General features: G+C 64.8%; 1 protein-coding gene. It reads right to left on the bottom strand.

Annotated features, from left to right (window positions below; translation table 11 throughout):
* Positions 1-19 precede the first annotated feature (19 nt).
* Positions 20-358, bottom strand: a 339-nt coding sequence (locus SB764_RS38820; protein WP_410866584.1) for an SRPBCC domain-containing protein, incomplete at its 5' end; no start/stop codon positions are given.

Genomic DNA, 358 nt, shown 5'->3' with positions numbered 1-358 from the left:
CCGCCCTCGAAAGCCGCGCTCATGTCCGCGCCTCGTAGTCAGGCGCTTCGGCCGGCTCGCCGCGCATCTCGCTGAGGAACATGCCGTCGCGCAGATTGATGCCGTGTTCGACGAAGGCCTTCATGCAGCACAGCATGTTGGCCCAGCCCTCGCAATTGAGATAGGTGCCGCGCCGTCCGGCTTCGTCTTCGTGCCAGCCGTCTTCGGAGATGGTCACCATCGTGCCGCCATCCTCAAGCGCCTCGAACTTCATTTCGACCGTCGTCTTGTAGCGGACCTTGTCCGCATCCGTTCCGCCGTCCCAGCGCAGCACGATCAGGCTCTCCGGCACCAGATCGACGACCTCCACCGGCGCGTC

The sequence above is a fragment of the Paraburkholderia sp. SIMBA_027 genome (genome assembly GCF_046535315.1).
Lineage (GTDB): Bacteria > Pseudomonadota > Gammaproteobacteria > Burkholderiales > Burkholderiaceae > Paraburkholderia > Paraburkholderia tropica.
This window is presented reverse-complemented; position numbering and strand designations above follow the sequence as displayed.